At 36.0% G+C, this 20912-nt stretch carries 18 protein-coding genes; 10 read left to right on the top strand and 8 right to left on the bottom strand.

The features are described from left to right. Positions 1 to 14: 14 nt before the first annotated feature. Both CVD27_RS17905 and CVD27_RS17900 read left to right on the top strand, forming a co-directional pair. On the top strand, positions 15 to 1367 hold the full coding sequence (locus tag CVD27_RS17905; RefSeq protein WP_101649277.1) for a glycosyltransferase family 2 protein: 1353 nt from the start codon (positions 15 to 17) through the stop codon (positions 1365 to 1367). Next, positions 1364 to 4600 carry a hypothetical protein gene (locus tag CVD27_RS17900; protein ID WP_101649250.1) on the top strand — a complete coding sequence of 1079 codons (3237 nt, stop codon included), beginning with the start codon at positions 1364 to 1366 and terminating at the stop codon, positions 4598 to 4600. Before CVD27_RS17905 ends, CVD27_RS17900 begins: the two co-directional genes overlap by 4 nt. A 40-nt stretch (positions 4601 to 4640) precedes the next feature. On the opposite strand, the gene CVD27_RS17895 is transcribed toward CVD27_RS17900, so the two are convergent. The 3 genes from CVD27_RS17895 to CVD27_RS17885 form a co-directional block, all read right to left on the bottom strand. Beyond that, positions 4641 to 5216, bottom strand: coding sequence for a YitT family protein (locus tag CVD27_RS17895; RefSeq protein ID WP_101649249.1), 576 nt, complete (start codon positions 5214 to 5216; stop codon positions 4641 to 4643). Positions 5217 to 5328: 112 nt separating this feature from the next. Next, positions 5329 to 6330, bottom strand: a complete 1002-nt coding sequence (locus tag CVD27_RS17890; protein WP_101649248.1) for an inorganic phosphate transporter — start codon at positions 6328 to 6330, stop codon at positions 5329 to 5331. 11 nt (positions 6331 to 6341) lie between these two features. Further along, a complete protein-coding gene (locus tag CVD27_RS17885) occupies positions 6342 to 6956 on the bottom strand; it encodes a DUF47 domain-containing protein (RefSeq protein ID WP_101649247.1) in 615 nt (204 codons plus the stop codon). 362 nt (positions 6957 to 7318) lie between these two features. Between CVD27_RS17885 and CVD27_RS17880 the strand changes: the two genes are divergently transcribed. Beyond that, the gene (locus tag CVD27_RS17880; RefSeq protein ID WP_101649246.1) at positions 7319 to 7573 is read left to right on the top strand and encodes a GlsB/YeaQ/YmgE family stress response membrane protein; all 255 of its coding nucleotides are present in this window, start codon (positions 7319 to 7321) and stop codon (positions 7571 to 7573) included. Between the two features lie 49 nt (positions 7574 to 7622). On the opposite strand, the gene CVD27_RS17875 is transcribed toward CVD27_RS17880, so the two are convergent. Beyond that, on the bottom strand, positions 7623 to 8546 hold the full coding sequence (locus CVD27_RS17875) for an RluA family pseudouridine synthase (RefSeq protein WP_180960336.1): 924 nt from the start codon (positions 8544 to 8546) through the stop codon (positions 7623 to 7625). A gap of 121 nt (positions 8547 to 8667) precedes the next feature. On the opposite strand from CVD27_RS17875, the gene CVD27_RS17870 reads away from it, so the two are divergent. Then, on the top strand, positions 8668 to 9054 hold the full coding sequence (locus CVD27_RS17870; protein ID WP_101649245.1) for a YhcU family protein: 387 nt from the start codon (positions 8668 to 8670) through the stop codon (positions 9052 to 9054). A gap of 186 nt (positions 9055 to 9240) precedes the next feature. Next, the gene (locus CVD27_RS17865; RefSeq protein ID WP_101649244.1) at positions 9241 to 10983 is read left to right on the top strand and encodes a phospho-sugar mutase; all 1743 of its coding nucleotides are present in this window, start codon (positions 9241 to 9243) and stop codon (positions 10981 to 10983) included. A gap of 115 nt (positions 10984 to 11098) precedes the next feature. Here the strand turns inward: CVD27_RS17865 and CVD27_RS17860 are convergent, their stop codons facing one another. Beyond that, entirely contained in the window at positions 11099 to 11353 is a 255-nt protein-coding gene (locus CVD27_RS17860; RefSeq protein WP_101649243.1) for a YhdB family protein, read from the bottom strand. 149 nt (positions 11354 to 11502) lie between these two features. On the opposite strand from CVD27_RS17860, the gene CVD27_RS17855 reads away from it, so the two are divergent. From CVD27_RS17855 to CVD27_RS17845, 3 genes are all read left to right on the top strand, one after another. After that, on the top strand, positions 11503 to 12486 hold the full coding sequence (locus tag CVD27_RS17855) for a M14 family metallopeptidase (RefSeq protein ID WP_101649242.1): 984 nt from the start codon (positions 11503 to 11505) through the stop codon (positions 12484 to 12486). A gap of 61 nt (positions 12487 to 12547) precedes the next feature. Then, positions 12548 to 12865, top strand: a complete 318-nt coding sequence (locus tag CVD27_RS17850) for a DUF3889 domain-containing protein (RefSeq protein ID WP_101649241.1) — start codon at positions 12548 to 12550, stop codon at positions 12863 to 12865. Between the two features lie 87 nt (positions 12866 to 12952). Continuing rightward, positions 12953 to 14365, top strand: coding sequence for a SpoVR family protein (locus CVD27_RS17845; RefSeq protein WP_101649240.1), 1413 nt, complete (start codon positions 12953 to 12955; stop codon positions 14363 to 14365). A gap of 257 nt (positions 14366 to 14622) precedes the next feature. Here the strand turns inward: CVD27_RS17845 and ald are convergent, their stop codons facing one another. Continuing rightward, positions 14623 to 15756 carry an alanine dehydrogenase gene (ald, locus tag CVD27_RS17840; RefSeq protein ID WP_101649239.1) on the bottom strand — a complete coding sequence of 378 codons (1134 nt, stop codon included), beginning with the start codon at positions 15754 to 15756 and terminating at the stop codon, positions 14623 to 14625. Between the two features lie 135 nt (positions 15757 to 15891). Then, complete coding sequence (locus tag CVD27_RS17835) at positions 15892 to 17124, bottom strand: PucR family transcriptional regulator (RefSeq protein WP_101649238.1); 1233 nt, start codon at positions 17122 to 17124, stop codon at positions 15892 to 15894. A 306-nt stretch (positions 17125 to 17430) separates the two neighbouring features. Between CVD27_RS17835 and alaP the strand changes: the two genes are divergently transcribed. Together alaP and CVD27_RS17825 are read left to right on the top strand one after the other, a co-directional pair. Continuing rightward, the gene (gene alaP / locus CVD27_RS17830; RefSeq protein ID WP_101649237.1) at positions 17431 to 18831 is read left to right on the top strand and encodes an alanine permease AlaP; all 1401 of its coding nucleotides are present in this window, start codon (positions 17431 to 17433) and stop codon (positions 18829 to 18831) included. A 143-nt stretch (positions 18832 to 18974) separates the two neighbouring features. After that, positions 18975 to 19793, top strand: a complete 819-nt coding sequence (locus CVD27_RS17825) for a 5'-nucleotidase, lipoprotein e(P4) family (protein ID WP_101649236.1) — start codon at positions 18975 to 18977, stop codon at positions 19791 to 19793. Positions 19794 to 19974: 181 nt separating this feature from the next. Here CVD27_RS17825 and CVD27_RS17820 read toward each other — a convergent pair whose 3' ends face one another. Further along, the gene (locus tag CVD27_RS17820) at positions 19975 to 20649 is read right to left on the bottom strand and encodes a GntR family transcriptional regulator (protein ID WP_101649275.1); all 675 of its coding nucleotides are present in this window, start codon (positions 20647 to 20649) and stop codon (positions 19975 to 19977) included. Positions 20650 to 20912: the final 263 nt, after the last annotated feature.

Here is a 20912-nt window from a genome sequence, read left to right as displayed (position 1 = left end):
TTATTGCTGTGTATATGGTAATTGTTATCATTTTTTATTCAGCCATTCTCATTATCTCTTGTTTTCAACTTAGAAAAGAATATCAGCTTGATCGAATTCAGGCTTATGAAGATTATTTGGACGAAATTTATACAAAACCGGTTTCAATCATAGTACCTGCCTACAACGAAGAGGTGGGCATTATTCAGAGCGTCCGTTCATTATTAAGTATAAACTATCCAACTTTTGAAGTGATTGTAGTCAACGATGGTTCAAAGGATAACACTTTGCAAAAAATGATTAATTTTTATGATATGAAGGAAATAAAAAAAGTGGTCAGAATCCAAGTAAATGCTAAACCAATCAAAAAAATTTATCAATCCTCCCTTCTTTCTAATCTTTTTTTAATTGATAAAGAAAATGGAGGGAAAGCAGATGCCCTTAATGTTGGATTGAACTTTTCTCATTACCCTTATTTTTGCTCTCTTGATGGTGATTCGGTTTTAGAGGAAGATGCCTTTTTGAAGGTGATGAAGCCAATTGTTGACTCAAATGAGGAAGTGATTGCTTCAGGAGGAAGTGTGAGGATTGCCAATGGCTGTGAAATACAAAATGGTCATATCCAACGTGTGGGGCTGTCAGATAAGCCATTGGTTGTTATGCAGATTATTGAATATTTAAGAGCATTTTTAATGGGGAGAATTGGCTTGAGTAAACATAATCTTCTCCTTATTATTTCTGGTGCCTTTGGTGTTTTTTCAAAGTATTGGGTCATTGCCGCAGGCGGTTATCGAACCGATACGGTTGGTGAAGATATGGAACTTGTGGTACGAATGCACCGCCTCATGAAGGAGAAGGGACTTAAAAAGAAAATCGTATACGTTCCGGATCCTGTCTGTTGGACAGAAGTGCCTGAAGATATGACATTTTTGCGGAGACAGCGGAGACGATGGCATAGAGGCTTATTTGAAAGTTTATGGACACATCGTAAATTAACCTTTAATCCAAAGTATGGATCCATTGGATTACTAGCTTTTCCTTATTTTTGGATTGTTGAGTTCTTTGGTCCGATTATTGAACTATCCGGTTATATTTTTATGATTTTATGTTTGCTCCTAGGGGGAACCTACATCGAATTTTCCATTTTACTTTTTTTACTTTCTTGTTTGTATGGTTCGATTTTTTCAATGGCTGCCGTTCTTTTAGAAGAGTGGAGTTTAACTAAATATCCAAAAGTAACCGATATTTTTAAGCTCTTTCTCTATTCTTTAACAGAAACGATTTGGTATCGGCCTATGACTGTTTTTTGGCGATGTGAAGGGGTTTGGCAAATTATAAAAGGAGAGACAAGCTGGGGAGAAATGAAAAGAAAAGGTGTATCTAAATGAAAAAATCAATCTACTTATTTTTCTATGCCATGATTTTTCTAGCTTTAGTGACAAGTCCATTTTGGTTATGGAAACTACAGCCAGAAAAGAATTTGAATGTACTTATTATGGATAAAACAGTACCTAATTCATCTTATCGGGAGCATAAGGGATTGGTTTGGGTTTTAAATAATGCTAAGTATTTTAAAAACGGACAACCCTATTCTGAAGAAAATGATTATAAGGGGTTTGAGCCAAAAAGTAATCAAAAATACACAATAGTCCCATTGCCTAAGGATTTATCAAAATATGATGTTTTCTATCTGACAGACCAATATGGTGTCTATAAGAAGGAATTTTATGGGGAAAATCCTAGTGGAAATAAGTCTTCAAAAATTTATGGAGGGCTTACATTAGGAGAAGTCAATCAATTAAAAAAAGCAATTATCCAATCAAAACCGAAAACTTTAATCGCAGAATTTAATACATTTGCCAGTCCAACTTCAGAACCTGCCAAAGAAGAAATTTCTAATTTGCTGAATGTCGAGTGGTCGGGCTGGATTGGCAGATACTTTTCAGATTTAAATAACAATGAAGTACCTGAATGGGTTAGACAGAGTTATCAAAAGCAGCACGAAAAATGGAATTTCAGTGGAGAAGGTTTTGTATTTGTTAGTAAAAATAATTATGTGGTGATAATTGGAAAAGAAGATATGAAGGATTCTGGACTCCATTTTTCTTTAACAAGTCAAGGCAGGAAACATTTCTCGCAGAAGATTGATGCAACTTATCAGTATTGGTTTGATATTATTCAGGCCAAAAATAATCAAGAGGTTTTAGCTAATTATCAACTGCCTGTTTCTAAAAAGGCTAGCGAAAAATTAAAAAGCTTTGGAATCCCCAATCAGTTTCCGGCTGTCATATATCATCAAAATGCTAAATACACCTCTTACTATTTTTCAGGTGACTATGCTGATGAAGCAGATGTACCAGGAATTTATCAGACAAAAGGATTTGATCAATGGAAAAAGACATTCGGATCCAATCATTCCTTTTATTGGTCAGCCTATGTTCCCATGATGAAAGATATACTGAAAGATGGTTTAAAACATGTTATCCCTCAAGAGAACGTGGAGTTAGTTGAAAATAATGGGATTAAGACGAATAGTAAAACAGATAATTCCCATATCCAAATCCAAAAGAATGGAAAGTGGGAGAACTTCTTAATTAAGGGAGTAAATATGGGAATTGGAAAACCTGGCTATTTTCCAGGGGAAACAGCAATTACTAAAGAAGAGTACTTCCGATGGTTCCAAGAAATTGGAGCAATGAATGCCAATGCCATTAGGGTTTATACTCTTCATCCTCCCCAGTTTTATGAAGCCTTTTACGAGTATAACCAAATTGCTAAAAAGCCTCTCTATCTGTTTCATGGTACATGGGTTAATGAAGAAAATCTAATCAAGACTCAAGATGCGTTTTCCAATGACAATGTGGAAGACGCAAAACTAGAAATAAAAAATATGATTGATATTATTCACGGAAAAGCAAATTTAGCCAAACGGCCGGGACATGCTTCAGGTATTTATAAATATGATATTTCAAAGTATGTAATTGGTACAATTGTTGGTACAGAGTGGGACCCTTCAATGGTTGAGAACACCAATATCAAGCATTCAGGAATGGCTCAATTTGAGGGTAAATATTTTCAAACTAAGAATGCCAGGCCGTTTGAAATTTGGCTGGCAGAGCTAATGGATTATGCTGCGGGGTATGAGACAAAGCAATACAATTGGCAGCATTCTATGAGCTTTACTAATTGGGTAACAACAGATTTGTTAAAACATCCATCTGAACCCTTGGAAACAGAGGATATGGTTTCAGTTGATCCTAATCATGTAATGGCAGAAGGGGTCTTTAAAGCCGGTTTATTTGCATCTTATCACATCTATCCATACTATCCAGATTTTCTAAATATAGAAAAGAAGTATTTAAATTATACAGATGCCAGTGGGAAGAAAAACAGTTATGCTGGTTACCTTCATGAACTAAGAGAAGCACATCATATGCCAATCTTAGTAGCGGAATTTGGTGTACCTTCTTCTAGAGGGCTAACTCACAAAAATCCTTTTGGTATGGATCAAGGCTTTCATTCAGAAGAGGAACAAGGCAAAATTGATCGAAAATTATATCAATCCATTGTTTCAGAGAACTATGCTGGCGGGCTTATCTTTACATGGCAGGATGAATGGTTTAAACGAACGTGGAATACGATGGATTTTGATAACCCGGACCGCCGTCCATATTGGAATAACCAACAAACAAATGAACAGCATTTTGGTTTACTGGGGTTTGAACCAGGGAAAAAGGAAACAGCCATCATAGTAGATGGGGCTGCAGAAGATTGGGATATTGCTGGTATTAAAAAAGATTACCAATCGGCTGGTGAACAAATTTTGAAGGAAGTCCGTTTCACTTCAGACAGCGGCTATTTGTATTTCTTACTAAAATATAATCGCCCGGTAAATTTTAAAAACGATGGTACATTCCTAATGCTTGATACCATTGATAATCAAGGACAAACATCCATTCCCCTTAATCCACAAGCCAAAGTTAAAACGAACTACGGAGTTGACTTTCTGATAAAACTGCAAGGTGTAAAAGATTCTCGAATATTGGTTGATAGTTACTATGATACATTTTATTACCAATATGGGCATCTTTTAAAAATGATACCAGATCAACCAGATGCTTCCCAAAAGGATAATGGGGTGTTTAACCCCATTCGTTTGGCATTAAATAAGCAACAAACCATCCCATCTACAAAGGAAGTCCTTCCGTTTCAGGATTATGAAACTGGGGTTTTAAAGTATGGTAATGCCAATCCATCCAGCAGGGATTTTAATTCCTTAACAGATATAAGTATGAGCAGTGATAAAAAGGTGATTGAAGGAAGAATTCCGTGGCAATTACTCAATGTCAAAGATCCTAGTTTAAAAGAAGTAATGGGAGATATTTGGAAAAGAGGGTTGTCAAGCAGTGCGGTAACTAATGGTATCAGGGCTGCCGTTGTGACAACAGAGAAAGGAAGTATCCAACAATCTATTCCTAAGCCTGTTAATGGTGAGATTCAACAAAAGGATACTTTTTTATACAACTGGAAAACATGGGAACAGCCACAATTTTATGAACGATTGAAGACCTCTTATGAACTCATGCAAAAAATTTATGGGTCCATTAAGATTAAAGAATAATAGTACCCTAAAGCCACCGGGCCATTTGCCTCCGGTGGCTTTAATATGTTAAAGGCTTTTTGGAAACTGTAACGGTGGTCATTAAGCCTACACATACAATAGTGAGAAGTGAATAAAAAAACTTTTCGAGCCCAACGACTTGAATACCGCTAGTAATAATTAAACCATCAATTAAAAAAATAATTATTCCAATATTAATGGATGTAAATTTGGTTAATAGCTGGGCTAATAAATCTGTACCACCCGTACTTGTTTCATATCGGAGCATAAGACCAATACCGACACCGACAAGAATACCCCCGATAATTGTGCTGGGTAGGATTCCAATTTGGATCTTTCCGTTGATAAAGGAAAACAAATCGATGCAAAATGAAGAAATAATTAACCCATGCAGACTATAAAAGAAATAGCGTCTCTCAAAAAACCAGGCTAACACATATAAAGGAAGACTTAGGAAAATGATACTGAGTCCAGTTGGCAGTCCATAAAAATAATGAATGATTAATCCTAATCCTATGACACCGCCATCTAATAAATGGTAAGGGACTAAAAACCCATTAATACCAAGGCTTAGTAATAATGATCCTATCAGCATTGCAATTATTTTTTCCTTCAAGATACGCTCACCTCAGGGACTTGTCCTTATATCTAAAAATATGAAACAAAAAGATATTTAGAAGTATGAAAATGGAAGAAAAAATAAAAACCAGAGAAATAATTCTCTGGCTTTAAAAGAATAAGTTTAAGATATAGAAGCTGATAGCAGCTAGCGTGGCTGTGATTGGAAGGGTAATGACCCAAGTAATTAACATCCGTTGTGCAGTACCCCATTTAACCCCTTTTAAACGATGGGAAGCACCTACCCCAAGAATACCGGAGGAAATAACATGAGTGGTACTAACAGGTAAATGAATGTAGGTAGCGCCGAAAATAATCGCGGCACCCGTTAAGTCCGCAGCAACCCCATTGATTGGACGGATTTTCATAATCTTTCCACCCACGGTCTTTATGATTTTCCACCCACCAATGGAGGTACCTAATCCCATTGCAAGAGCACAGGAAGCTTGTACCCAAAACGGAATACCTGCATCTGGAGAAAGGTACTTACTAGACACAAGTGCCAAGGTGATAATCCCCATTGATTTTTGAGCATCATTTGTACCATGGGAGTATGATTGTAACGCGGCTGTTGCAATCTGAATATAACGGAAATTCCGGTTTGTTTTAGCTAAGTTGAAATTTTTAAACACCACTTTAAAAATGCTATAGACAACATAACCAACAACAAAAGCTAAAATCGGTGAAAGGATAAGAGCCTGAATGATTTTTATGAAACCAGTATAGTTTAAAGAATTAAAACCTTCAGCTGCAATTGCAGCACCGGCAATTGATCCGATAATGGCATGAGAAGAGCTGCTCGGGATTCCGTAATACCAAGTCAGTAAATTCCAAAAAATAGCGGCAATGAGGGCAGCTAAAATAACAACTGAACCGTTATGTAACGTAAACGGGTCAACAATATCCTTTGAAACGGTTTTTGCTACTCCAGTAAAGGTTAAGGCACCAATAAAGTTCATGACTGCTGCTAAGAGAATCGCTTGTCTTGGTTTTAGCGCTTTGGTTGAAACCGAGGTGGCAATCGCATTTGCAGTATCATGGAAACCATTAATAAAATCAAATGCAAGGGCACCTATGACAATTAAGATGGTTAAAATTAGTACAAGACTCATTATTTTGCTCCTTATGCATTTTTCATGATAATGGATTCAAGGGTATTTGCTACAGTCTGACAGTAGTCGGCAATATCCTCAAGGTCTTCGTAAATTTCTTTATATTGAATTATACGGATAGGATCCTTTTCAACAGTAAATAAATGTTTAATTGATTGACGTAAGATATTATCGCATTTTGATTCAAAATCTTTAATCTTAATTGCATGTTCTCTAATTTGTGACAGCTTCTTATTAGATAATAATTCAACCGCTTTTTGAATTTCGTGAACACTGCCTTGAATAGCTTCGACAAATTTCAACATAAACTCATCAGCTTGTGTAATGGAATACATTTCAAATAGGGCAGCACATGCTTCAAGTCCATCTAGTACATCATCCATACTCATAGCAAGGCTGAGAATATCTTCGCGTTCGATTGGAGTGATGAAGGCATCGTTTAGTTCCTTAATAACTTCGTGAACGAAAGTATCACCCTTAGATTCAAATTCTTTCATTTTTTCAGAAAAGATTTTTAAATCACTAATATTTTTTAATTTATACTCAGTAAAGAAATCCACACTTTCATCCAGATTTGATGCTATATTACTTAATAATGCTGAAAACTTATCTACCTTTTTAGCCATTTAATTAATTCCTCCAATAATAAAGAATTGTTTGATGTATATTGCACCCAAATCATTTTATCTAAAATATGTCGAAATGAGAAAGATTTTACGTTAAATTTACAAAAACTTAACATTAGAATTTTCTGAATTCTCATTACTGCCCTTAAACTGAATTCTTTTGTTATTCTTTTACCCTGATATCATTTTTTGTATGTGTATTTGGTAAACTTTTAAGGGTAAAGTCCATTAATTATTTTTTGTTGAGTATAAAAATAAAAATTGGGTACTTTATAGGTACAGGCAGTCATTAAAGATGTTCATTACTGTCTGGGAAATAAGCAAAAAAGTGAAATGAAGAATACTAAAAAGGAGTGTTCTAAATGAGTTTCATTTGGTCATTAATTGTAGGTGGAATTATCGGCTGGCTAGCCGGTCTAATTGTCGGAAGAAATATTCCGGGCGGCATTATTGGTAATATCATTGCAGGTTTTGTTGGCGCATGGTTAGGAACAGCAGTATTAGGTGACTGGGGGCCAAACGTGGCTGATTTTGCCATAATACCTGCTATTATTGGTGCAGCTGTTTTAGTTCTTCTGTTAAGCTTTATTATGCGTGCCTTTAGAAAAGCTGACTAAAGAATATATGGTAAATGAAAGGATGTCTCCCTAAGTGGGGGCATCCTTTTCATATTTTTTTAACATCAATCGACTGAAAAATTTCTGGCAAATCCATGAAGGGGGCGTGACATATAATGGATTCATGGGTGAATGGATGGATAAACTCCAGCTTTGCGGCATGTAAAGCCTGTCTGTTAATAATTGGCTCCCCGCCATATAAAGTATCACCAACCAAGGGATGACCAGCATGGCTGAAATGGACTCTTATTTGATGGGTTCTCCCAGTATCTAGCCAGCATTTAACAATGGAAAACTTTTTTTGCCTATTTTCTCCTAAAACTTGAAAATGGGTTACCGCCGTTTGTCCGGTTGGGGAAACTCTGCGTCGAGTAGCATGGTGTCGGTCACGCCCAATTGGCATATTTATCACACCTTTTCTCTGCTTAAATAAGCCGTGTACTACAGCAATATACGTTCTTTTTATTTGGCGTTTCTCCAGCATTTTATCTAAAATGGCACCTGCTAAAGCATGTTTGGCAAAGAGAATCGCTCCAGAAGTATCACGATCTAAGCGATGGATATGCCGGACATTCGTTAATTCACCATTTGTTAATAGATAAAAAACAGCAGCATTCATTAGCGAATCGGTTTCTTTATCCGGATCATTTGGATGTGTATTCATAAAAGGCGGTTTATTGACAATTAAAATATGATCATCTTCAAACAATATATTTAACTCATGATAAGTAGGAGTTACAAAAGAAGTTTCTTCTTCGAAAAGATGAAACAGTAACTTTGACCCTGCAGTAAGTGGACTGTTCCACTTAACCCGATTCCCTTCAAGCAGAACTTTGTTTTCTGACCGAAAATGATGGGTTAATTTTTTTGGTGCTTCCCATACATTACGAAAAAGATCTTCTATTGTCATTCCTTCCCACTCACTTGGAACAATCATTTGCAGCCATTCACCTGTACGTTTTGTTATGGTCATTTTTTTCTCCTTCTTACAACAAACTGTGGTGATAATTACCACCCAAAATTCACAACGAATTATGTTATTCTTATGTTATATATTACGACAGAAATAAGCGATGGCAAAGGTGGGTTAATAAGTGAAAATAGTTTTTGCCTCGACACCAAGTCAAGAAGAAGAAATTAATGAACTGGTGAGGTATGTGTACTCCAATATTTTTCCTCTTTATTTTAGTGATGAAGAAATTAGTAAATTTGAGGAATTAAAGGTCTTAGATACGTCTTTGGATTTTAATACATTAAAAGATGCTTTTCAAGTCATGACAAGCATTCAAACCGTTATTTCTATTTTAGAATCGTCACCTTTGGACGAACAATACGAAATAGTCTTTAACAAAAATGTGAACACTTTAAAAGAATTTGGGTTGTTCTTTCCATTTGATTTTGAACAGTTTATAGAAGGTAAAACTATGAAGAGTCCGATGCTTAGTATATACACAAAAGCAGACAATGAATTAATTATATAAACAGAAATCTAGAGCCTGTAATATTTTTTACAGGCCTTTTTTATTTATTGTTATTATTTTTGAGGTATTATAGTATAAGTAGCTTTTAACTCGCAAAAATTGTCGGTTTTTATAAGGTGATTTTTAGAGGAATAATACATTAAACTTAGAAATATTGTATGTACATTAATAGGAGGGAACACATCTATGGAATGGAAAGCAATTGCGAAAGGCTGGCTGGATTTTAAAGAGTTAGATAATGAGCTAAAAAATGAATTAGAGGCATTAAAGGGAAATGAAAAACAACTCGAAGAAATATTTTATAAGAATCTAGAGTTTGGAACAGGCGGAATGCGCGGAGAAATTGGTGCCGGAACAAATCGTATGAATATTTATACTGTACGTAAGGCATCAGCAGGCTTAGCGTCATACATAGAAGAACAGGGTGAAGAAGCAAAAAAACGCGGTGTCGTGATTGCCTATGATTCACGTCATAAATCTCCAGAATTTGCAATGGAGGCTGCGAAAACACTTGCTTCGCAAGGAATCCAAACATACGTATTTGATGAATTACGGCCTACCCCGGAACTTTCATTTGCATTAAGATATTTAAAAGCTTTCTCTGGAATTGTTGTAACCGCGAGCCATAATCCACCAGAATATAATGGTTATAAAGTTTACGGTTCAGATGGCGGCCAGCTTCCACCTGAAGCGGCGGATATTGTAATTGCCAAGGTAAATGAAATTGAAAATGAATTACTAATCCAAGTAAAAAGTGAGCAAGAATTACGTACTGCAGGTTTAATTAAAACAATTGGTTCAAAAATTGATGAAGTTTATATTGAAAACTTAAAAACAATTTCTGAGAATCCAACCCTAGCGGAAGAAACAGATATTAAAATTGTCTTTACCCCTTTACACGGGACAGCCAATAAACTAGTCCGTTCTGGACTTGAGGCATTAGGTTATAAAAATGTTTCTGTCGTTAAAGAACAAGAATTGCCTGACCCAGAATTCTCAACAGTAAAGAGTCCTAATCCTGAAGAGCACGCGGCATTTGAATTAGCGATTCGCGATGGTAAAAAGGTCGGGGCGGATATTTTGATTGCAACAGATCCTGATGCTGACCGTCTGGGGATTGCTGTTTTAAATGACGAAGGAGAATACATTGTTTTAACAGGTAACCAAACGGGTGCCTTATTAGTGGATTATCTTCTTTCTCAGAAACAAGAAAAAGGAACGCTGCCTCAAAATGGGGTTGTTTTAAAAACCATAGTTACATCTGAGCTGGGAAGAAGAATTGCTTCAGCATTTAATTTGGAAACAGTTGATGTTTTAACTGGGTTTAAATTTATTGCAGAAAAAATTAAGGAATATGAAACAACAGGTGAGCATACTTTCTTATTTGGTTATGAAGAGTCATATGGCTACTTAATCAGAGACTTTGCACGTGATAAGGATGCTGTTCAAGCAGCGCTGCTTGCAACAGAGGTCTGTGCATATTATAAAAAACAGGGCTTAACGCTATATGAAGGAATGCTTCGTGTGTTTGAGAAATACGGATTCTATCAAGAGGGTCTTCGTTCATTAACGCTGAAAGGAAAAGAAGGGGCAGAGATGATTCAACGCCTGCTGGCTTCATTCCGTAATGAGCCATTGACAAGCTTAGGTTCACTTAAGACACTAGCTAGTGAGGACTATTTGACAAGTATCCGAGTAACACAAAATGGCGAGGAAGTTATTCATTTACCTAAATCAAATGTATTAAAATATATCTTTGAGGATGGTTCATGGGTATGCTTACGTCCATCTGGTACAGAGCCAAAGGTAAAATTCTATTTTGGTGTGAATAGTACAAGTCTTGGTGAAAGCAAACAAAAGCTGCAAAATGTTGAGAAAGACTTTATGGATCTAGTCGATAAGAAGGTCAAAATGGTTCAAACCATTTAATTAAATATTTGTTTAAATAAAAACGGCTTCCGGAATGGAAGCCGTTTTTTTTGGTGGAATTCTTTTGCCCGGTAGTTAATTTTTTTCTCAACAAATTTGGTATCCACTTAATTTTTCAGGAAAGACTATACATCGGTAAGCCATTTGTGTCAGGATCTAGAGATTCATTAGCATGGTCAATGTAACGAAGCAGATTATATAATTTTGTTTCAATCACGGTGTAGTCACGTTCAAAATTATAGGCATGCAGGAATTGTTCAATTTTTTTAGATAAAAATTGGTCCTTTGTTCGAACCATTAAAATAAGCAAGTTGTCCCATTCAGATCGGTGCGTATAATATAACGCTCGGTCGTAATCCAATTTATTCATTTGTTTGCCTCCTCCTTATTAGGAGTTGACTTTATTGTATGACATTCTCCGGGATAACTTTCACAGAAAATGTTGGACACCTGATGTTTACGCTGTTTTCAACATTTACCTGAATAAAATAAGTCTTTTTAAGAAATGGAGTGCTATTTATGGTGCGGTTAATTGGGGTTCTTTTTTGTTTATTTACACTTTTAAATACATCGGTTGAAGCAAAAATTGTTCATGTTACTCAAACCTACTCCTATGAAAGTCTCCAACAAGATTTAGAAAAAATCAATAAACAATACAAGGTGCAAACTGAAGTCACATCCATTGGAAAAACCCATTTTGGAAAGGATATATGGGGAGTTAAACTAGGAAAGGGAAAAACTAATATTGTGTTGATAGGTGCTCATCATGGGCGTGAGTGGCTGACAAGTATGCTCTTAATGAACATGCTTGAGACTTATGCAGAAGCTTATAAAAGCAGCAAGAGAATAGGTTTTAAGTCAACAAATATTCTGAATGAAGTTTCTATCTGGTTTATTCCTATGTTAAATCCCGATGGTGTCTCCATTCAGCAAAGTAACCTGAAGTCATATCCAGCTGTTTATCGACAACAATTGTTTGTGATGAATGATGAATCAAAGAACTTTAAAAGGTGGAAAGCAAATGCTTTGGGAGTAGACTTAAATAGGCAATACCCGGCAGGCTGGAAAAGCTTAAGCATTGAACCGTCTAATCCGAGCTACGCGTTTTATAAAGGTAAAAAACCTCTAGAGTCAAATGAGGTAATTGCTCTAACTAAATTTATTAAAGAAAAAAAACCGTCTATTGCAGTTGCTTATCATACTGCAGGGCGGGAGATTTTTTGGAATTATAAAAATGGAAAACATTTAAAGAGGGATTATCTGGTTGCAAAGAAGGTATCTAGGGAGACTGGTTATAAATTAGCTAAACCCGATCCAGAGGCGATTGGCGGAGGATTTACAGATTGGTTTATTACAACCTATCATAAACCTGCTATGACCATTGAAATAAGTCATTTAGTCGGGGAAACAAGCCCCCCTCTCTCGGTCTTTCCAAAAGAATGGAAACGGAACAAATATGTTGGACTTCTTCTTGCGAAAGAGGCTAAAAAGATAAGCAGATAATTTAATAATGAGATTGTCAAAGGGAAAACTACCTTTATCTGAAAAATAAGGAGGTAATTTAATGAAAAAGTATTTTGTTTCATTTATGTTAATGTTAGCGCTGTTTATCAATTTTCAGGAATTAGGACATGCGCAACAAGCTGATTATGAAAAATATGGGCGAATTGCCATGGCGGTTGTTAAAGCTGACTTTCCTAATGACCCTGTTAGAGACTATGAGTATCTAGGCAGAAAGAAGATTGATAATACTAAAGTAGAAGATGGATTTAGATTTAAAGTCCAGGAAAATAATCAACTTTTTTTCGTGACCATTAGAGTAAACCATGATTTAACTAATAATAAACTTTTATCTTTAACAGTAGAAGCACAAAAACAATAGCGGCTTGCTATTGTTTTTTGGCTATCTCTCTCATCAATCCCGTTTTTTCTTCATACATTGAGGTAAGAGGAAAAGGGGGAGTGAGGAATGAACATTGAAGATCGTAAGCAGCTAGAATATGCTATCAGTGAAATTACTGAAATAGCAAAAGGCTTTGGTTTGGATTTTTACCCTATGCGTTATGAAATTTGTCCAGCTGAAATTATTTATACTTTTGGTGCTTATGGAATGCCGACTCGATTCTCCCATTGGAGTTTCGGAAAGCAATTTCACAAAATGAAACTGCATTATGATTTGGGGCTTAGTAAGATTTATGAACTCGTAATCAACTCTAACCCTTGTTATGCGTTTTTGCTTGATTCGAACACTCTAATTCAAAATAAGTTAATTGTTGCTCACGTATTGGCTCATTGTGATTTTTTTAAAAATAACGTCCGATTCCAAAATACTAAGCGGGATATGGTCGAAAGCATGGCCGCAACGGCTGAACGTATCCATAAATATGAAATTCAATATGGAAAAAAGGAAGTAGAAACGTTCTTGGATGCAGTATTGGCAATTGACGAGCACATTGATCCTTCACTCATGCGTCCAAAGCTATCGTGGTCCATAACAGATGATGACGATGATGATGAAGAGCAGAGGAGTGTAACTCCCTATGATGACTTATGGGGACTAGATGAAAAGGATAAAAAAGTAACAACACCACAGAAGAAAAAGAAGTTTCCTCCAAAACCGGAAAAAGACATATTATTATTTATTGAATCCTATAGTCGGGAACTAGAGGACTGGCAGCGTGATATTTTAACAATGATGCGGGAAGAAATGCTTTATTTTTGGCCGCAACTTGAAACGAAAATCATGAACGAAGGCTGGGCTTCTTTTTGGCATCAGCGAATATTGCGGGAAATGGATTTAACAAGTGGCGAAGCGATTGAATTTGCAAAGTTGAATGCCGGTGTTGTACAGCCATCCAAAACCGGAATCAATCCTTACTACCTGGGTATAAAAATCTTTGAGGATATTGAAGAAAGGTATAATAATCCAACAGAAGAGATGAGACGGAGGGGAGTTCATCCAGGTTCGGGCCGGGAAAAGATGTTTGAGGTTCGAGAGGTAGAATCTGATATTTCATTTCTTCGTAATTACTTAAACAAAGATCTTGTCATGAGAGAGGATATGTATCTTTTCCAAAAACAGGGGAGAGATTACAAAATTGTAGATAAAGAATGGGAACATGTTCGTGATCAGTTAGTTAATATGCGGGTAAACGGAGGATTTCCTTATATTACTGTCAATGATGGAGATTTTTTAAAGAACGGAGAACTTTACCTTAAGCATTGGTATGAAGGAGTAGAATTAGATGTGAAGTATCTTGAAAAGGTACTTCCTTATATTCATCAACTATGGGGAAGACCCGTTCATATGGAAACGATGATTGAGGACAGACGCATGCTTTTCTCCTATGATGGTAAAGGGATTCATCGGAAATATTTATAATTTAAAGAGGCAGCTATTGAAAAACTTACGAAAGCCTTTGCGACAAGTCTGTTGATTTGCGCTCCAGGCGCTTCGCTTTCCGCGGGCGTGCCGGAGCGGAAACCAACAGGCCAGTTAGCAGAGGCATTCAATAAAAAATAAAATAGCAATTTATATTTAGAAAAAATAAATAATTGCCCAGAAAAATACCTTTCTCGACAATCTAAGGCAGCTATTTTAAAATAGCTGCCTTTTGCATAAGATTTTATATTTATTGATTAGATAGAAGCAAGTTCTTTTGCCAATGCTTCTTCTACTGTTACATACTGGTACCCAAGATCTCTTGCGACAGCTTCATAAGTAATTTCTCCATTAGCTGTATTTAAACCAAGTTTCAAAGCAGCATTTTCAGATAGGGCTTTAATGACCCCTTTATTTGCGATTTCTAATGCATATGGAACTGTAACGTTTGTGAGAGCGAGTGTTGATGTTCTTGGAACAGCCCCTGGCATATTCGCAACAGAATAGTGAACAACACCATGCTTTACAAAAGTAGGGTTATCGTGTGTTGTAACATGATCGCTGGTTTCTACAATTCCGCCTTGATCAATGGCAACATCGACAATGACGGAACCAGGCTTCATCGACTTCACCATTTCTTCTGTTACCAGCTTCGGTGCCTTAGCACCTGGAATTAATACGGCTCCAATTAAAAGATCTGCTTCCGCTACTGCTTCTGCAATATTGTAAGGATTAGACATTAAGGTCTTCACTTGATTTCCAAAGATATCATCTAATTGGCGTAAACGGTCTGCACTTAAATCGATAATGGTCACATCTGCCCCTAGACCGATTGCCATTTTAGCTGCGTTGGTACCAACAATACCACCGCCTATAATGGTTACTTTTCCGCGGTTAACACCTGGTACTCCAGCTAAAAGGATGCCTTGACCGCCATTATTTTTTTGTAAAAATTGTGCTCCAATTTGCGCAGCCATACGACCCGCTACTTCACTCATTGGGGTAAGAAGTGGAAGTGTTCTGTTAACAGCTACTGTTTCATATGCAATGGCAATGACGCCTTTATCCTTTAAAGCTTGAGCTAAAGCCTGCTCAGCAGCAAGGTGTAAATAAGTAAATAAGATTAACCCTGGGCGGAAATATTGATATTCACTTTCTAAAGGCTCTTTAACCTTCATAATCATTTCTGATTTTACCCAAACATTCTTAACATCTTCAATGATTTCAGCGCCCGCTTTTGAATAATCATCATTAGAGAAACCGCTTCCAATACCAGCGTCCTTTTCGATTAATACAGTATGACCAGCTTTCACTAAAGTAACAACTCCAGCTGGAGTAAGTGCGACACGATTTTCATTATTTTTAATCTCTTTAGGTACACCAATATACATTTTGAAGTCCTCCTCTAAAACTCGTAAGTTTTTCTTGGTTATGGCTAAAGTATAGAAGGTATACCGAAGAAATTCTTTGTTAAGAAAGGAGAAAAGTTTTTATCCTTTTTGGAGTTTTTCACAAAATGTTCAAATCTAGCTATATTTCTCAAGCTTTAAGTCAAGATACAGAAGCATCTTCTGATTTGGATCCTTAAAATTCACATCACCAATTTCAGAAATTCGTTTTAACCGATAATTTAACGTATTAGCGTGGACATTGAGTTCTTTGGCTGCATCATTAATATTGTTATCTTTATTTAAAAAGACTTCTAATGTTTCAAGTAAATTACTGTTATGTTTTTGGTCATATTCTTTTAATTTTTTTAATGAATAGTTTTCATAGGGTTCACTTTCTCTTTTTTTAGAAATTAATTCAAAAAGTTGGAAAATACCAAGCTTTTGATAATTGAAAATTTCTTGGGTCTCTAATGGAAACTTTTCTTTAATAGACAAAACTTCTAATGTTTCTTTGTATGCCTGACTCATTTTTTGATAGTCATCATAAATACTGCTGTATACAGGGGTAATTCCCTTTATACTGTACCGCTCGTTCATGGTTGAGACAAAGGTTTGAACAAAATGATTAATTTCTTTGAAAGGCTCTCTAATATTTCCAGCGGAGATTAATACTATCAGTTGATTACAGTCAATCGTATAAAGTAGTATTTTCATTAATTGACTGGTTTTTAACAGATAAGAGATGTTTTGTTCTATTTTGTTTGTTATGTTCACTGGAAATTGAAAAACAGCAATGGCAAAGGAAGGTGATGGCGAAATTTTTAATGCATGAAACCGTTCGTAAATGTCTTTTTCGCCCTTCAAATGGCCTGTTAAAAGTTTCCAAAAGAATTCTTGCGAGTGCTCTTCTTTTTTGTTTTTTCTTGTTTGAAGCTGTAAAAGTTTATTTTTTGCGGAATCTGCAGCTTTTTTTAACAGATCAAAATCCTCTTCAGTTAAGGTTTTATCAATTTCTATGGCCCAAATAAAACCTAATACTTCATCTTGTTTCCAGATAGAAATAGCAACTCTATTATTAAGCCCAATATCTTCTATATTTTTTACTCGAATTGGATCACGAGTTTGAAGCAGTGCTGGGATTGTGCCCTCTTTCCATAATTGATTGATTACCTTCTCAGGTACTCTTCGTCCGATGATAGTATAAATCCTTGCAGGGTCAGTCCGTTCATCATGGGTGCTATAAGCAAGAAGACGATGGTTGACATCCTCAATAGTAATCGGGCAATTTAAAACTTGGCTTATTAGATCTGCGAGCTCTTCTAAACTATCAAAAGCTGCTTTAAACGGATCATGTTGTCTAGTATTCAAAATGAAAACCTCCACAATTCTATTAAGAAATTATTTAAGCTTTAGTTTAATTCTACAAAAAGTTACGATAATTTTCTCGTTATTCTACAAAAAAGTTTGTTCACAAAAATGTTAAAATAACGTCAAAGATAGTTCAAAATAATTTTAATTAAATTTGTAAGCGCTGACAACATGAAAAATAGGAGGGTAGACTGTCGCAATAATCGTTTGGAAGTAGTATGATATTACTTTGTAGTATAATTGTTAATTTTCTTATTATGAACAAATGAATGGGTTAGAAGTTTTTTTATCAGGGGGAGATTATGGATGAGTAAAAACACTCAGGACAAAGAACTTCATCGCGGATTAGAGGAAAGACATATAACACTAATGTCTCTTGGTGCAGCTATAGGGGTAGGGTTATTTCTAGGTTCAGCGACTGCAATAAAAATGGCCGGTCCTGGGATACTGGCTGGTTATGCATTTAGCGGGTTAATCATGTTTTTCATTATGAGAGCTTTAGGAGAAATGGCGATCCAAAAGCCGGTAGCAGGATCATTCAGTAGATATGCCAGAGATTATCTAGGACCACTTGCCGGATACATAACAGGCTGGAATTATTGGTTTTTATGGGTAGTTACTTGTATGGCAGAGATTACAGCCATTGGAATTTATATGGAGTACTGGTTTCCAACTGTTCCAAGATGGATTTGGGCATTGGCAGCACTTGTTATGATGGCGGCAATTAACTTCCTTGCAGTAAAGGCATATGGAGAATTAGAATTCTGGTTTGCTTTAATTAAAATCATTACAATTATTGCGATGATTGCCATCGGTGCTGGGATGATTATTTTTGGGCTTGGAAATGGCGGCATTGCAACAGGTATTAAAAATTTATGGGAACATGGAGGATTCTTTCCAAATGGTATAAAAGGTGTCTTATTATCCCTGCAAATGGTTATGTTTGCCTATTTGGGAATTGAGATGATCGGTGTTACGGCAGGAGAGGTTAAAAATCCAGAAAAGTCTCTTTCAAAAGCAATTGATACAGTCTTTTGGCGTATTCTACTATTTTACGTTGGGGCATTGTTTGTAATAATGTCTATCTATCCTTGGGAAGAAATTGGGACAAAAGGAAGTCCATTTGTTCTTACCTTTGAAAAAATTGGAATTCCTGGTGCTGCAGGTATTATTAACTTTGTTGTTTTAACAGCAGCTCTTTCATCTTGTAATAGTGGTATTTTCAGTACAGCCAGAATGTTATTTAACCTTGCTGAGTACGGTGAGGCTCCTAGGAACTTTGGAAAGGTTACGAAAAACGGGGTTCCAGGAATCGCGGTACTTGCCTCTGCCGGTGCTTTGCTAATTGGGGTTATTTTAAATTATATTGTACCTGCAAAGGTATTTACCTGGGTTACGAGTATTGCGACGTTTGGGGCAATTTGGACTTGGGCTGTGATATTATTATCTCAAATACGGTATCGCAAAACCTTGAATCAAGGGGAGGTAAAGGCATTGAAATATAAAATGCCATTATTTCCGTTTACATCATATCTCTCTCTTGCATTTTTAGCGTTTGTTATTGCTTTAATGGCCTATAGCCCAGATACGCGAATTGCCTTGGTAATTGGGCCGTTATTCCTCGTCTTCTTAGTAGTTGTTTATTATTTAAAAGGATTTCATAAGCGTGAAATGCTAGAATCAAATGTAAAGAAGAGGATAATTTAAAGAGCAATAAAGGGCAGTAAGTCTTTGTAATGGACTTGCTGCTTTTTTTTATATCGCTGCAAAAATATGTTCCAGTAATAGCTAGGAACTTTCATTCCTTCACATACTAATATTGTTAAAAAAGTATAAGGAGGGTATTTTGATTGAAGAAAAAGATTAGATGGTTTTTATCTGTATTTATTGTGCTGACTTTTACACCCTTAGCTGTGAAGGCTGAGACGGAAAGCCGTCCTTCAGTAAACTTATATGAGCAAAATACCATGTCTGTACTTTGGTTTCAAAATTCAGCCGAAGCCAAAGCCTTATATTATCAAGGTTATAATATTGGGAAAATGAGATTAGACGAGATGTTAAAGGAACGTCCCAACACAACAGGTTTAAAACCTGCCATTGTCCTTGATATTGATGAAACCATCCTTGATAACAGCCCCCATCAGGCCTGGTTTGTCCTTCATGGCCAAGGAGTTCCCTTTAACTGGAATGATTGGTTTAATCGTGGAGAAGCAGAGGCTTTACCAGGTGCAATTGAATTTTTGCAATATGCAAATGCTAGAGGAGTGGATATATACTATATATCTAACAGGAATGAAGCACAAAAAGCAGCTACTATGAAAAATTTACATGCTGTAGGTGCTCCGCAGGTGACTAATGATCATGTATTTTTACAACAGCCAGGTGAAAAAGGGAAGGAAATACGTCGGACTCAAGTCTCAAAGACTCACCATATTCTTCTATACTTTGGTGATAATTTAGGAGATTTTAGCGGGTTTGAGGGGTTAACGGTTTCAGAAAGATCCCAGGAGGTGGATAAACGAAGGGATGAGTTTGGCCGAAAGCTCATTGTATTCCCTAACCCAATGTATGGTGATTGGGAAGGCGCCATCTATCATTACGATTATAAAAAAACAAACCAGGAAAAGGACAAGCTTAGAAAGAAATTTTTAGAAATATATAGACGGTAAAGGTCTTTTTAAAAAGAAGACACCATTTTAGGTTAACGGGCTCCGTTTTTTTATCACAGAAAGGCAGTTAATTGGCTGGTATGGATACGGTATTGAACCGGACTCTATGCCAGCCTATTTTTGCTTTATATGCCTGTTATTAAAAAGAGCGCCCTAGTAGTGGAAGGGCGTAAGGTTAAATTCATTCATCAATTGGTCCATACAATTGTTCGTTCCAATGTAACTTAAGGTCCTCTTTCAAGGAATGATTGTGCTGTTGCAATGCATCAATCAAGGAGGAGAGGTCACGATTTTTTAATGCTTCGAACATATTTTGATGATCTTTGTGTCTTTTTAAGCTATTTTCAAAAACTTCACTGTATCCAACTCGTGCTAGTGAAATGAGAGGATTAATAGAATTATAAATGTGTTGAACCTTTTGATTCCTAGCCCATTGCACTAATAATTGATGAAACTCCATATCTAGCTTACTGTATGATTCATAGGAAAAGGGCTGTACGATTAATAGTGAATCCATTTTATCCATTATTTGCTTCCAATTGTCTATTTCATTATCGGATACATACATAATAGCTTGTTCTGCTGACCATGTTTCAACCATAAATCGAGCATCAAGGGCTTCTATACAATCCTTGAAGCGCAATTGAGTTATGTAAGTTCCTTTCCTAGGTAATATTTCAATTAACCCTTCATGAACTAGTTGATTTACCGCTTCTTTTACGGGTGAACGACTGACTCCATATTTATTTGCTAATTCAATTATATCTAATTTATCTCCAGGCGCAAAAAGCCCACTAATAATATCATTTCGAAGTACTTTATATATTTGTGTTGCAAGAGCAGAGGTTTCAATCATTTCGGCCAAAGTAACCCTCCTATATTATCTTACTTCTAAAATCTAACATGTAACATGTTACTTAGTTAATAAAATTATAGGGTAACTAGATAAATGAAGTCAATTTCTTATGCAAATAATTCACAATAAAAATCTAATTATACAAATTGTTTTAATAAAATAATTGACTGATTATTAAAATTGTTTTAATATCATAACATGTAACATGTGAAATGTTACATGTTATGATAAAAAGTAAGCGTTTTAATTAACAACGTTTCCTT

Origin of the sequence: Neobacillus cucumis, from assembly GCF_002860255.1 — a bacterium.
In the GTDB taxonomy this organism is placed as follows: Bacteria; Bacillota; Bacilli; order Bacillales; family Cytobacillaceae; genus Neobacillus; species Neobacillus cucumis_A.
Note: the sequence above shows the minus strand (reverse complement) of the source record. Positions and strands in the feature narration are given on the sequence as shown.